At 33.4% G+C, this 14,370-nt stretch carries 10 protein-coding genes; 5 read left to right on the top strand and 5 right to left on the bottom strand.

Translation table 11 applies throughout. The features are described 5' to 3' along the window. Positions 1-4: 4 nt before the first annotated feature. The 3 genes from QSV08_RS10095 to QSV08_RS10085 all read right to left on the bottom strand — a co-directional run bounded on the left by QSV08_RS10095 (position 5) and on the right by QSV08_RS10085 (position 4,523). Entirely contained in the window at positions 5-418 is a 414-nt protein-coding gene (locus tag QSV08_RS10095) for a response regulator (protein WP_324028258.1), read from the bottom strand. Beyond that, on the bottom strand, positions 415-2,208 hold the full coding sequence (locus QSV08_RS10090; protein ID WP_324028257.1) for a sensor histidine kinase: 1,794 nt from the start codon (positions 2,206-2,208) through the stop codon (positions 415-417). The genes QSV08_RS10095 and QSV08_RS10090 overlap by 4 nt, the downstream gene beginning before the upstream one ends. Positions 2,209-2,462: 254 nt before the next feature. Continuing rightward, complete coding sequence (locus QSV08_RS10085) at positions 2,463-4,523, bottom strand: tetratricopeptide repeat protein (protein ID WP_324028256.1); 2,061 nt, start codon at positions 4,521-4,523, stop codon at positions 2,463-2,465. 226 nt (positions 4,524-4,749) lie between these two features. Between QSV08_RS10085 and QSV08_RS10080 the strand changes: the two genes are divergently transcribed. The 5 genes from QSV08_RS10080 (at position 4,750) to QSV08_RS10060 (ending at position 11,496) form a co-directional block, all read left to right on the top strand. Next, complete coding sequence (locus QSV08_RS10080; protein ID WP_324028255.1) at positions 4,750-5,997, top strand: oligosaccharide flippase family protein; 1,248 nt, start codon at positions 4,750-4,752, stop codon at positions 5,995-5,997. Positions 5,998-6,253: 256 nt separating this feature from the next. Next, complete coding sequence (locus tag QSV08_RS10075; RefSeq protein WP_324028254.1) at positions 6,254-7,483, top strand: glycosyltransferase; 1,230 nt, start codon at positions 6,254-6,256, stop codon at positions 7,481-7,483. A 283-nt stretch (positions 7,484-7,766) separates the two neighbouring features. After that, complete coding sequence (locus QSV08_RS10070; RefSeq protein WP_324028253.1) at positions 7,767-8,906, top strand: response regulator; 1,140 nt, start codon at positions 7,767-7,769, stop codon at positions 8,904-8,906. A gap of 39 nt (positions 8,907-8,945) precedes the next feature. Beyond that, the gene (locus tag QSV08_RS10065) at positions 8,946-10,217 is read left to right on the top strand and encodes a sugar isomerase (RefSeq protein ID WP_324028252.1); all 1,272 of its coding nucleotides are present in this window, start codon (positions 8,946-8,948) and stop codon (positions 10,215-10,217) included. A 49-nt stretch (positions 10,218-10,266) separates the two neighbouring features. Continuing rightward, positions 10,267-11,496: a glycosyltransferase gene (locus tag QSV08_RS10060; RefSeq protein ID WP_324028251.1), complete on the top strand. Its 1,230-nt coding sequence runs from the start codon at positions 10,267-10,269 to the stop codon at positions 11,494-11,496. Between the two features lie 106 nt (positions 11,497-11,602). Here QSV08_RS10060 and QSV08_RS10055 read toward each other — a convergent pair whose 3' ends face one another. Both QSV08_RS10055 and QSV08_RS10050 read right to left on the bottom strand, forming a co-directional pair. Continuing rightward, complete coding sequence (locus tag QSV08_RS10055) at positions 11,603-13,141, bottom strand: glycoside hydrolase family 2 TIM barrel-domain containing protein (protein ID WP_324028250.1); 1,539 nt, start codon at positions 13,139-13,141, stop codon at positions 11,603-11,605. Next, complete coding sequence (locus QSV08_RS10050) at positions 13,122-14,369, bottom strand: hypothetical protein (protein ID WP_324028249.1); 1,248 nt, start codon at positions 14,367-14,369, stop codon at positions 13,122-13,124. The genes QSV08_RS10055 and QSV08_RS10050 overlap by 20 nt, the downstream gene beginning before the upstream one ends. Position 14,370 lies beyond the last annotated feature (1 nt).

The raw sequence follows: 14,370 nt of genomic DNA, 5'->3' as shown, positions 1-14,370 counted from the left end.
ATAATTACCAATTTTCGTGGTAAATCTTTTTGAAAATTTCTGCTAGCTGAACTTTATTTACTGGCTTTACTACGTACCCGGTAAGCTCTTCAAAATTAGAAGCTCTTTTTACATCGCTCTCGCGCATAGATGAGCTGACCATATAAATATTAATGTTGTTAATGATTTTAGGTTTTAGCTTTTTAAATTCATTTAAAAAGCCCCAGCCATCTAAAAATGGCATATTAATATCTAAAAATATAACCTCGGGTAGCTCAACTTTCTCCTCAGTACATTTTGCAATATATTCAACGGCTTGTTCTCCATCGGTAAATGTCGAAACCACCAATTCTTTTGATATTTGATGAATTGTTTTTTCCATTAAATACAAATAAAGTTCGTCGTCATCGACCAGTAATATGTTCGGTTTTGTCATCATTTTTTGAATATTATTTTAAATGTTGTTCCATGCCCTACTTTACTATCTATTGTTATAATTGCATTAAGAGCTTCTAATTGAGATTTTATCAAAAACAGCCCCATACCTTTACCAGATATGTTTCTATGAAATCTTTTATAAAGTTTAAATACATTTTCTCCGTGTCTTTCTAGATTTAACCCTATTCCATTATCTCGCACATACAACACCTTTTGCTTATTTTCAATAGCAGATTCAAATTGTATGTAAGAAGAGACATTTTCTCTCTTGTATTTAATAGCATTAGAAATGAAATTGTGAACGATGCTTTGTAAATAGAATTTAGAATATGAAATTTGGTTCCAAGCCACTAAATTTAATTGAACTTCAAAACCAGAATTATCTAAAAGTGTTTCTGTGAATTCATTTTTAACTTCGAGTATCAATTCATTTAAATCGATATCAACTATTTTTATTTCCTTGGCATCAAGTATAGATAAGTAGTCATTTATGTCTTCAGTTAAGTTGGTTATACTTTTGGCTACTATATCTAGTTTAGGCAGTAATTGATGTAATACTTCAGGATTTTTTTCTTTTTGTATCATCTCAACAATTACAGACATACTCGTAACTGGTGAGCGTAGGTTATGAGAAATTAAATAGTTGAAATCACTTAATTGCTTGTTTCTAATTTCTAAGCTATTGTTCATCTCATTGACCATTACATTATTCTCTTCTAATTGGTCTTTACTTCTGGTCAATAATATATTCTTACTTTCTAATTCTTTATAGAATAGTTCTTTTTCAAATTTCTTTTTTTGAAAAATATAGCATAACGTTAATAGACTAATAATTGAAATAAAATTAAAGGTCAACAGGCTTTCAAAAACAGGCTGTAATTCGGCTTTTACTATTCTTGGAGGTATTTCCAAGGCCATAAGCCAATTAGATGGGGTTACTATTTCTGTTGGTAAGTTAGATTTAGAACCAAACGTAAATGTTGCTCCATTTAAATTAATAGATTGCTGCGACCATATATGACCATTTTCAACAAAAGTGCTGTCTCGAATATGGGTTATTGCCTTGGTATTTAAAATACTGTCTATAGTACTATTTTTATTTTCAGATTCATAGGGTAAATCTTCTTTTATAGTACTTGCACTTATAACTCTAAAATCCTCATCTAGCAAATAAACATTTTTATCTTCAACTTTGGATTTTATTTGGTCCAGAATTTTTTTCATTTTAAAATTGATGACCACTAAACCTATTTGATTTTGCTCATTATCAAAAATAGGAGCCACAGTTCTAATTACTGGTTTATGCGGTTTTTCAATTTCCCCATTTTCTTTATTTAAGCTTATTTGAGAAAGATATATTTGATTTCTTTTTAATTGTAATCCTGCTTTTACATAAGGTTGGTGATTTTTATTTTGTAAAGCGCTAATTACAATAGAATCGTTTCCAACCCGTTCGGCTCTAAAAAATTCTTTTCCTTCTAAATCTAAAAAGCGAAATTGATCATAAATAGTAATATACTCAATAAGTTCTAGGTAAGAGCTTAAGAATGAGGAATGCTCTTCTAAAGGATCAAAATTCTTTGGATATTTTAAACTAGCCCAAAAATTGGTATTTCGTATAAAAGAATGGCATTTTTCTTCAAAGGAAACTTTCTTCATCGTGTTTGCACGAATCTGACGCTCCGTAATATTTTCAATTTGTTTTGCCTTTTGGGAGTAATATAAAAAAAGGGTAAGCACAAAAAGTGGTACATAAAGACCAATAAACATTCTTAAAACTCTTTTCCACATATAAGTTCGATTAGACTCTCATTTTCAATAGTATCTCTCGAATTCTCAATGCGCAATAGACTTACGCTAAAATAAGTAAAATTCTTACATTTACTGTTATTATATGAGATAATTCACTGTTTATAACTGATTTTTTAGAAGAATTCTCAAGTATTATGTAGGAAAAATTTATTGTTTGCTTTTATGCATTGAAATGGTCATTTCAATATCTAAATAATCCTATTTAGAATGTAAATTATAAAGGGATATTTAAACTAATCTAGGTTTAACTTTTTGTGGAATAATGGTTTACTTAGAAACAACCATTTTGCTTTTAACCCGATTTCAGTAAACTCGAATCCGGCTGCAGTTGCAGAGGCAATATTACTATACTTGCCATATACATTTAAGCTAAATCGTTTTGAGAATTGACGTCGTACAGAAGCTTCAGCTCTAAAAATAGCCGTTTTAGCATCATCCTCTACTTGTTGAATACCTGTGGCCGCACTAGCCATATAAGTCGTTTTTTCTGAGATGTTACCACGTATATCTGCAAATAATTCGACTGCTTTGTATACTTCTGGACTAAAATAAATGGTAGGTACTTGGTCTTTAAAAGTAATATACTGAAAGTTTACACCCATTTTTAATGCAGGTTTACGCAGTACATTATAATATAAAGAAGTAAATAATAAATTTCTAACGTTATCATCGCTCTGTTGGGTGTGCATTAGTTGTGTATACCAACCAAAATTTACATTAGTACCAAGGTTATAATTAAGTCCGTAATGGTTTTGTACAATTTCACGTTCTATTAATTCAGCATTAAAACTCTGTACTTCTCTTTGGTACCCAAGTGTTAAGTTTTGCAATTTAAAAGGTTGCATATCTAATTTAATATCTAAAACCGGTTGTGTATATGCATCATCTAAAAACCTAGAGTTGTTTAAACCTAGTACTGTCTTTAGCACCGTTTTCGGAAATAATTTGTATTGTAAGCCAGCCAATAATACATGAGAGGTTGCTTTATTATCGGTAACACTATTTTCTGTCGTTCTAAAAAAGTAAGAAACCGTAGTTCTAAATTTTGTGCTAAAAGGGACATCAACCGTAGTATTGGTAAAAAATGCAACATTATTACCATTGTCAAATGTATAGGCCGCATGCTCTTCAATTGTTGGGGTATGCATTAAGTTCAGCTTCTCAATAAAGCCTTTCGCATCTTTTTGATTCTTGTAGAATTTTAATGTTTGGTTGGCCATACTGTATGCAGGTATAATCTTGTCAGATGCAAATAAAGCATTTGCTTTACCTAAATTACCATCAAAAGAGGCACTATCATTAACCAAAATTCTATCATAACTTTCAACACTAGATTTAGCATCACCGGTATATAGACCTAAGGTAGCTTTTAATGCCAATATCCAATTTTTATTAGGGTAGTGCACTTCTAAACTATCAATCTTGTCTCTAGCAGAAATAAATTTTCTGTTCCATATTAAGGCTTGAACATAGCGATCATAAGTGCTTTCGGTAAGTTTTTCATCATCAATTTTATCGACCTTTACCGTTGCTCCTTTAGAGATAATTAGTGCTTCTTTATCATTTTCATCGATATGCTCTGCCAATGCAATACCGTTTAATGCGGTAATAGAATCTTTTGGGGTAGTGGCATATCTAACATAAATATCTTTCGCCTTGTCTGCTTGTTTGATAATGAGATATAAGTTCGCCAAGTTGATTAGAACATCTTTGTCTTCAGGGAAATCTTCAAAAATCTTTTTTAAAGTTTGCTCTCCTTTCGCGTATTGCTGATTGTTCACAAACTCGTTTGCATAACCTAAACGCATAAATTTTCGAGAGACTTTTGCACTTGCATTTTCTGGATCTAAAGCAATTGCCTTTTCAACCCAACTTAATGCTAATTCATATTCTTTTAAATTACTTAAGGTATTGGCATACCCTAATACAGCACCGAATTTGGTTGGGAATTTTTCTACCAAATCTGCATACAAGGGTTTTGCTTGTTCATATTCTTTCGCCCACAAATAAGATTCGTTGTAATTAATTAAAATTTCAAAATCACCAGGGTAATCTTCTAAAAGGTCAGCGAACAAACTAGTTGATTTTTGTGGTTCGCCACTTAACCCAACAGCCCGCCCATAACAGAGCAATGCCGTTTTATTTTCGGGGTCAGTTTTAAGGTATTCACCAAAAAAAAGTTCTGCCTCTTGAAAATCACCTTTCTCTAAAAGACCAAAGCCTTTGGTCATATCAGATTGTGCTTTTAAGAAAGATGAGGTTAAAAGAATAAGGAATACTAAATTACGAATCATTCAAAGTGAGATTAATACTACAAATACCTAACGGTAATTATTGAGATTTATTTGTCTTTTTTAATATTGTAAAGATAAAATTGACTTCACCGTTACGGAAGTACGATAATTGCCACTCGTCTACAGTAATTGGTCATCGACCTAAAGCCCTTAAAATATAAGGGTAGCCTTCATGATATTTGAGGTAGAACCAAGTCATTGTTGAGACTTAAAAAAAAACATGATCATGATAGCAATTAGAGTAGCACTACACAAAATTTCTCCAGAAAAATTATTTATGGGGAGCGTACTCGTAGTAAATGGGGGTAATTATGTCTATAACCTTATACTGGGTAGATTGCTTGGTCCCGAAGCATATAGTGAGGCTGCTTTACTAATTACCTTACTACTTGTACTATCTTTTTTAGGCATGACTTTTCAATTGGCTACAGCAAAATTTGCCATATTGTTTAGCAATGATGACTGGGTAGCTTTAAAACAATTGTTATATAAGTATGCTTTAGGTTTTGGTACGATTATAGGTGTTTTATTATTTGCATTTGCTGGTAACTTACAAGAACTATTTCACACCGAATCTTCTCTGTTATTTAAAACCTTTGCCGTATCGGTGCCTTTGTATTTTTTTATGTCGGTCAATAGAGGAAGATACCAAGGCAAGCAAGATTATCAGAAATTATCGCTTACCTACCAAACAGAAATGTGGAGCAGGTTATTGATAACACTCGGGTTACTATGGTTGGTACCTTTTGAACCTGCATTTTTAGTAGCAATGGGTATTGGATTGTCGTTTGTATTCGGATTGATTCCTACCGATTTTAATATAAAAAGCATCACCCAAACAGTTACCTTATCCAAAGAGAATAAAAGAAAAGTAATCAGTTTTATAGTATTGACAGCCTGTTATGAACTTACCCAGATTATCATAAATAATAGTGATATTCTTTTGGTAAAACATTATTTCGATACTCTAAATGCCGGACTCTATGCTTCTTTGGCCATGATAGGGCGAGTAGTTTATTTTGTTGCTTGGATGTTCGTAATGCTGCTACTTCCTACCGTTGTTCAAAAACAAAAAGATGGCGAGCCAACTGCACCTGTATTAATAAAGTATGTAAGTTATGTGGGGGTATTGGCAATTGCTATAATTTTCTGCTGTGCTGTTTTTCCTGAATTAATAATTCAATTAATGTTTGGCGAAGCTTATATCTCAATGGCGCCTTTATTATGGCAATATGCTTTGGCAACTTCTTTATTCGCTATCTCAAATATATTTGCCTACTACTTTTTGTCACTAGATAAATACGTACCTGTAATACTTTCTGGTGTATTGGGTGTTTCTCAAATTGCTATGATCATGTTCTTTCATAGTACCTTATATATGGTGGTACAGGTTCAAATTATAGCTATGGTTGCTTTGCTGGTAGCACAGTTACTTTATTTCGCTCATAATAACATATTGAACAAGACCTCTTGATACTATAATATTAAGTGAGTCTAGCCCGAGGAAATCCCCCATCTTCGGGCTTTTTTTACCATACTCTAAAATGGATATTTTTTTCTATTGGTAAATGATAGATTTAAAGATTTATAATAATTGAATAAGGCTTAACTAGTAATTTCTTCCATTCGTCTATAGTAACGCTTCATCCACCTAAAATCACGTAAAAAACCTTTGTTATAGTTAGATATTTGTAGCAGAAATAACCCAATAGTATAGTAAACCTTAACCTATGAAACTTGCAATTGTAACCGCTTATCCCCCAAGTAAAGTAACATTGACCGAATACGGTTATCACTTGGTAAAACATTTTAGACTTCAAAAAGAAGTAACAGAAATAATATTGATTACCGATAAGACTGAAGGTGAAAAAGACCTTAGTTTTAATGAAGACGGATGCAAGATTACCGTTAAGGAGTGTTGGAATTTTAATGATTACAAAAATATCTTTAAAATCAATAGTGCTATTTCAGAGACAAAGCCCGATGCTGTACTTTTTAATTTACAGTTTTTAAAATTCGGAGATAAAAAGGTTCCTGCTGCACTTGGCTTACTATTGCCGCTAATGTGCAAGTTAAAAGGTATACCAACTATTTCTTTACTACATAATATTTTAGAGCAAGTAGATTTAGATAATGCTGGTATTACCTCAAATAAATTGCTGCAGAAAATTTATAATGGTATCGGTAATGTTTTAACAAGATGTGTTTTGGCATCAGATGTAGTTGCTGTAACTATTAGTAAATATCAATCTATTTTAGAAAACAAATATCAATCTAGAAATGTGGCTTTGATTCCGCATGGTTCTTTTGAAACTCCAGCAACCCCAGATTATAGCTTACCTGCCGGACCAAAAAAAGTAATGGCTTTTGGTAAGTTCGGTACCTACAAAAAGGTTGAGATAATGATAGAGGCAATCGAATTAATTAGACAACGTACCAATGAAGATATCGAAATAGTTGTTGCTGGTACAGATAGTCCAAATACACCTGGATACTTAGAAAGTATGAAAAAGAAATATGCTCATGTAAAGCAATTAGTTTTTACAGGTTATGTTGCAGAAGAAGATGTACCGGTATTATTTGGTGAAAGTGCGGTAATTGTTTTTCCATATACATCTACAACAGGCAGTTCTGGTGTATTGAACCAAGCAGGTAGTTATGGTAAAGCGGTTACATTACCAGATTTAGGTGACCTTAGTATTCTAGTAAAGGAAGAAGGCTATAAAGGAGAGTTCTTTGATCCAGAAAGTGTAGCTTCATTGGCAGACGCCATTGAAAGTATTTTGTTACATGATTCTTATAGAACATATTTAGCAAAAGCAAATTATAGAGCAGCCTGTTCTTTTCCGATGGAAGATATTACGAAAATGTATGTAGAATATTTTAAAGTACTACAAGTGGCAAAACTTAAAGGTTTCACTTTAGATGTACCCATGGTAGAAAAAGAATTAATGGCATAAAATTTTTGGTTAGGTTTTGTGAAAAGGAGGGTAGTATGGTTAGCTACTCTCTTTTTATTTCTGCTTTTCCATTTTATCATTTTCATCATGAAGAACACTTTTTATGTAAAAATTTTTAAAATTCTTACAAAGGTGTATTTCATCGATTGCACTGTTTATTAGGTAGAGGCCAAAGGTTTTGCTGCGTTCATTTTAATATTGAAATTGTAATTTTCAACTTGAAAACTACAATTTTTACGAAATTGAGCGTTATATGTAGGTTAAATCTTACTTACATAAAACCATGAAAATACTAACCATAGATGATCAACAGCTTATTTTATTGTCTGTTGAGAAAAGACTTACCGAATTAGGTTATGATGTAAAAACAGCTGATTCTGGTAAAAAAGGAATTGAAGTATATAATTCATTTGAACCAGATTTGGTTCTTGTAGATATAAATATGCCAGATATGTCTGGTTTAGATGTTGTTAAACATATTAAAGAAGGCAAACGTAACACTACGCCGGTATTAGTAATGTCGGGTAATACCGATGAAACCATAATTACCGATGGCTTTACATTAGGCATCGACGATTACATGAAAAAGCCTGTGAGTTTGTCTGAAATGGCGGCTCGTATTAAAAGGTTAATTGGCGCCCCAGTTATAGAACTGAACCCTCAAGAGTCTAGTAGCGCAAGAATGCTTCAAAAAAATTGCGTTGGTGTTGTTATACCTTGTTATAATGAAGAAGAACGTCTTTTAGGTAAAGAATTTAGAGACTTTGCACACAGTAATCTTGGGTACCATCTTTGTTTTGTAAACGATGGTAGTACAGATAAAACACTCGAAGTTTTAGAAGAATTAAAGAAAGGTCACGAAAGTAATATCAGTATTTACGATTGCGAGAAAAATGGTGGTAAGGCCGAAGCGGTTCGCTTGGGTATGTTACACATGGCAAAAGATCCTCAATTAGATTATATCGGATTTTTAGATGCCGATCTCTCTACCGATTTTAGAGATTTTGACGATTTGGTTGAAACCTTAGACAACTCTGAATTTAAAATTGTTAGTGGTTCTAGAATGAGTAGAATGGGTGCAGATATTACTAAAGAATCTGCTCGTAAGATAATTAGTATGACCATTAATCTTATCATTAGAACCATTTTAAGAATGCCATTTAATGATACGCAATGTGGAGCAAAAGTGATGGATCGCTCAGTAGTTCCTTTACTTTTTAGTAAACCTTTTATTACCAAGTGGTTGTTCGATGTTGAAATGTTTATACGAATGAGAAAATACTTTGGTAAAACCGAAGCCAAAAAACTTATTTGTGAGCAGCCATTAAAAAGATGGATACATGCTGATGGTTCTAAACTATCTATGAAAGATTCTGTAAAGATCGTTGGGCAGTTGGCAAAAATCGCTTTCGTCTACAGATAATATAAGTACTACCGAACCCCCGAAAACCCTATCAAAATCATGACAGCAATTAAATTGGCTTTAAAGCGAATCTCCCCTAAACATTTGTTTATGGGTAGTGCTTTGCTGGTAAATGGTGGTAACTATTTATACAATTTACTTTTAGGTAGATTGCTTGGTCCTGAGGCTTTTGCCGATGCGGCACTTTTGGTTACATTACTTTTAGTGTTGTCTTTTGTTGGTATGACTTTTCAATTGGCAACCACAAAATTTGCTGTGTTATTTACAGATTATACGTGGATTACTTTTAAGAATACCATGTATAGATATGCATTGGTATTCGGTGTGTTTACCGGAATTCTTGTGCTCATTTTTTCTAAAAATTTACAAGCACTTTTTAATACGCAAAACCATTACATGTTTATGATTTTTGCTGTCGCCATACCCTTATACTTTGTTATGAGTGTAAATAGGGGTAGGTTTCAAGGTAAGCATGACTTCGGCAAATTAGCAGGTACCTACCAAACAGAAATGTGGAGTAGGTTGTTGATCACTTTTGCTTTGCTGTTATTACTACCCTTTGAACCGGGAATCTTAATTGCAGCTGGTATTGCACTTTCTTTTGTATTCGGACTTTTTCCGTCAGATTTTAAAGGTGTTCAAGTTTTTTCTAAAGACAAATTAGCTGCGGTAGATTTAAAACAAGTGTGGCTTTTTATAGGTCTTACAGCTGGTTATGAACTCACGCAGATTATTATAAACAATAGTGATATTCTATTGGTCAAACATTATTTTGATGATAAACAGGCTGGCTTGTATTCATCATTGGCATTGATCGGTAGGGTAGTGTACTTTGTTGCTTGGATGTTTGTAATGCTTTTAATGCCAACAGTTATTCAAAAACAAAAAGACGGCGAGCCAACGGCTCCGGTACTTTTTAAGTATGTATTCTTTATTGGTGGCTTATCGACTTTTATAGTTTTTGTATGCTTTCTATTTCCGAATTTGATAATTACGTTAATGTTCGGTGATGCGTATTTATCTATTGCACATTTACTTTGGAAATATGCATTGGCGACATCACTATTCGCAGTCTCTAATATTTTTGCATATTACTTTCTGTCATTAAATCAATATTCACCTGTCATATTATCAGGATTGTTAGGCTTTTCTCAAGTGGCACTCATCATGCTTTATCATGATAATCTTGAAACCGTAGTTCACATGCAGATTATTGCCATGGTTATACTATTGGTGGCACAGCTACTATTTTTCATCATCAAGAATAAAAAGGATTCAATAGCCTTAAAAAAACAAAATAATTTGGTTTAGCACGACTATGCCAACACAAAATAACCCTGTATACTAAAATTTAGCTCAAATGAAATTAGCAATCGTAACCGCCTATCCGCCCAGTAAAGTAACTTTAACAGAGTACGGTTATTACTTGGTAAAACACTTTAGACTTCAAGAAGAAGTGACCGAATTAATTTTGATCACCGATCGAACAGACGAACCTAAAGATTTAAATTTTGAAGAGAACGGTTGTAAGATTACGGTGAAAGAATGTTGGAGTTTTAATAGCTACAGCAATATCTTTAGTATAAGCAAGACTATTTCGCAAACAAAGCCAGATGCTGTATTGTTCAATCTTCAGTTTTTAAAATTCGGAGATAAGAAAATACCGGCTGCACTAGGGTTAATGCTTCCATTTATTTGCAAGTCTAAGGGTATACCAACTATTTCATTATTACATAATATTCTAGAACAGGTCGATTTAGAAAATGCAGGTTTTACTAAAAACAAGCTGTTACAAAGTATCTATAATTTTATAGGTACCACATTGACCAAGTTTGTGTTGGCGTCAGATATACTTGCCGTTACTATTAGTAAATATGTGACTACGCTAGAAGATAAGTATAAGGTTAAGAATGTAGCTTTAATTCCGCATGGCGCTTTTGAAACTCCGCCAGAGCCAGATTTTAAGCTTCCGGCTGGTCCAAAACAGGTCATGGCTTTCGGTAAATTCGGTACGTACAAAAAAGTAGAAATACTTATAGAGGCCGTAGAAGAAATTAGAGCTCGAACCAATGAAGATATAGAAATCGTTATAGCAGGTACAGATAGCCCAAATACTCCTGGTTATTTAGAGGAAATGAAGCAGAAATATAGCCATGTACCTCAAATTAGGTATACAGGTTATGTAGCAGAAGAAGATGTGGCGAAAATATTTGGCGATAGCGCAGTAACTGTTTTTCCGTATACTTCTACAACAGGTAGTTCTGGGGTATTACACCAAGCGGGTAGTTATGGTAACGCTGTTGCCTTACCAGATTTAGGTGACTTAAGTGTATTGGTTAAGGAAGAAGGATATGTTGGCGAATTTTTCGATGCTCATGATACTTCATCTTTGGCAAATGCTATAGAGAAAATAATTACCGATGATGCTTATAGAATTCAATTGGCGAAACAAAATTATAAAGCGGCATGTTCATTACCGATGTCTGCAATTACTCAAATGTATATAGATTACTTTAAGGCAATCCAGAAATCGAAAGAAAGCGGTTTCAATATTGATATATCAACTATGGAGAAGAAATTGGTTCATTAAGAATCGATATGGTTAGTATGTATAGGCTGGTGTGGTAACCAGCCTTTTTTTATGCCTCATTTTTCGAAACCTATAATTGGATGAGATAGTGCAGAAAAATAGCTAGTTACTTTTTTATCGCCAGTTCAAAATACGATGGCTTTTTATTCCCTAAAGAATCTATACAACCAAAGAAATGTTGTTTTTTGGTTTTCCAGGGTAGGCTACCTGCAACAGAACTAGGTACTCTTTCAAAATCATAAAGTGTCCAAAATAAAAAGGGAATATTCTCCTTTTCTAAATAGCCTTGCATTTCTTTATAATAAGCCGCTTGTTTTTCGTCAGAGCCTGAAAATAAGCTCCACATACCATCATAAGAAGAATCACCATATTCCTGTAAAACAATAGGTTTATTGGGTGTTAAGTACCGTAGAATCTTATAGGATTCTATAAAATATTGCGGTTTTTTATAATAGTGAAAAGAAATAAAATCTACTTCTTTTGATAAGTTTAATGCCGCTTCTGGGGTAGACCAACCAATAGTTATAGGGTTATTTTTATCCCATCTTCTAATTTCTAAAATCATTTGATTCAACCATTGTATTACAGTGTTTTCTCCGCGAGAATCAAAATCTAAGTCGGGTTCATTTTTTATATCCCAACCCAAAAGGGCAGGGTGGTCTTTAACAGAATTAACTATGGCTTCTGCATGTCTGTGGGTTAGTGTCCAGTTAGAAATATCGTAATCCCCATAGAAATCAAATAAAGTGATTAAAACATCTAATTTGTGATCTTGTGCCTTATCTAAGAGTGTATTTAAAAGCGCAAGTTTTTTGGCATCGACCCTGTTTTTTCCAAAATCTTCATATTGTAGAAATACACGAATCGTATTTAAACCCATATCTTGAATAATCTGAAAATCTTGATCGATAATAGTATCATTGAATCTTTTACCAAAAGTATCCCAAGGGGAATCTTTAGGGTAGTAGTTAATCCCTTTCTGATTCTTTATTTTTTCAAGTTTGGATGCTATGTTTCTTTCAATTACTTCAGCAGTATCTAAAGGCGTAGGTATTTCTTTTAAGTGTCTAATACGCCAAAATCCGTCTTCTAAGAGCATCATTACTTGGTAGCTGGTCGTATCTTTTTCTTTTAGAATAAGTGTTTCACCTTCGTAAGTTTCTTGATATTCTTCAACATTATAATCTTTAAAGACGACCATGGTGCCATCTGCTGTATAAAAATCTAAAGCAGATTTATGGTTTAAAGTAGTACGCTTGTACCAGTGATTATTCTTTTTATTGAGGTCAATGTTATCGTAAAGTCTAGCTCTTGCGCTATCGGTGTAAAAATCTTCAATACCGTAACGGTCATTTTTCTTAAATGCGATATTACGAACGTGCCATGCATTCATATAATCGTTAGTAATTTCGCCCAATGCTTGCTCTTCCATTGGTCGCCCTGGGTTATCTAAATCAGACCATTCTAGATTTGGTTTATACACATCATCCATCGGTACTTCTAAATGTAACATAGAAGTTTTATCTGCACCGGTATTCATAAATGCCAATGCAGCTCCTATTCCGTATAGAATAAGTCCGTTTATAGCCAAAAAGGTGACTATCAATACGGTTCTGTATAATGTTTTATTTAACTGTATCGCCATGTATACTTTTTGTAAATTCTTTTGTGATACCTGCTGCCGTTATTTTAAATACATAATCACCATCTGGTAAAAAATACTCGCCTAAGAAAATATTACAAACTCCGCTTTTAGTCGTTGTTATCTTAGATTCTATAAAATTATCTTCGGTATCATAAATTTCTAGTTGTAATAGGAGTCCGTCGGGAATAAGCTGATTCATAAAGCTCTCAAACGGACCAATATCTATATTTCTGTTTCCTTTTGAGAAATGAACAGGATAGTCTTTTATCGCAGCTTTAAACTCAAATGCTGTAGTATTACTTTCTGCTGCACCAGTTACAAAAGCCTGTATTTCCCATGAAGCAGCTTTATCTGGGTGTAATGTTTTCGCCTCTGCAATACCGTTTATAGTAGTGCCAATAGTGTATAGGTAAGAGTCATTTTGATTTTTAATAACAAAGGTTACCAATGTACCGTTGGTGACCATATTACCGAATTCATCTTTAATAATATCTGATGTAAACGTTACAATTTGGTTGCCATCTGCAAAGTTATGCGCACTAGAACTACTGATGTTGAAGTTGACTGCATTCGAAGGATAAACAATTGTTGCCAGTTCTTTTGAAGTGGTACCGTTACATTCTGATGTTACCAATATTCTCCCCGATTTTAAAGTAGATGCCACATTGTACCAAGCAATAAAGCTTTCCGTTGTTATTTTTAGCTCGTCGATATTCTCTAAAAATTGATATTTAACCGTTACCTCGGTGCCATCATCTAAGGGGTTGTCATAAGCATCGGTAGGAGATATGGTGAGCATAGAGAAATCATTTCTACCAGCAGTTATACTACGTGGTCCAAAATACGATTCTACATAGGTGGCTTTAGGTGCATTCGTTGCAATTTCATGGGTGCCATTGTGTAAGGTTTCTCCATTTAATAATAACTTCCATCGAAACGGACCGGCAATTCTGGTAAAGTTTTTAGGGATGTTAAAAGTGATGTTTTCAGCAGTTGATTGATCAGGATTCAATAACACATTACCGTATGCATTTTTTACCTGTAGCTTATAATTTGCAGTTGGTATATCTGTTTTAAAAGTTAGGGTAATAGCCTCGCCTGCTACACTCGTGTTTGTTGCTGTAATAAAGGTTGTATTTGGGGTGTTCGTTTCTTTTGGTTGTTCTTTTTCTTTGCTAGAACAACCAAGTAGTACAAAACTTAAAATCATTAAAATTTTAATGCGCATA

Source organism: Maribacter sp. BPC-D8 (assembly GCF_035207705.1).
In the GTDB taxonomy this organism is placed as follows: Bacteria; Bacteroidota; Bacteroidia; order Flavobacteriales; family Flavobacteriaceae; genus Maribacter.
This window is presented reverse-complemented; position numbering and strand designations above follow the sequence as displayed.